This window comes from Shewanella sp. TB7-MNA-CIBAN-0143 (genome assembly GCF_040310065.1).
Taxonomy (GTDB): Bacteria; Pseudomonadota; Gammaproteobacteria; order Enterobacterales; family Shewanellaceae; genus Shewanella.
On sequence record NZ_JBEOPL010000149.1, the window covers coordinates 1 to 243 of the forward strand.

General features: G+C 36.6%; 1 protein-coding gene. It reads right to left on the reverse strand.

What is annotated here, in order from left to right:
* Positions 1 to 243, reverse strand: a 243-nt coding sequence (locus tag AAEY97_RS21480; RefSeq protein ID WP_502959481.1) for a sensor histidine kinase, incomplete at both ends; no start/stop codon positions are given.

The window sequence follows — 243 nt, forward strand, 5'->3', positions numbered from 1 at the left end:
GTATTTGTTTTACTCGAGTTAAATCTAGCCGCGTAAAATAGGTATCACCTAACTGACTCTCTAATATCAGTGACAAGCCTTTCGCTTTAGTTTGTGGAGAAAACATAGCATGAACATCGTTGATCAATCGCACCATATCAAAACAGCTAATGTTAAGTTCTAGCCTGTTTGCTTCGATTTTACTTAAATCAAGCACATCATTAATCAGGCTTCTTAAATGCTCACTTTGTCGTTGTATTACCC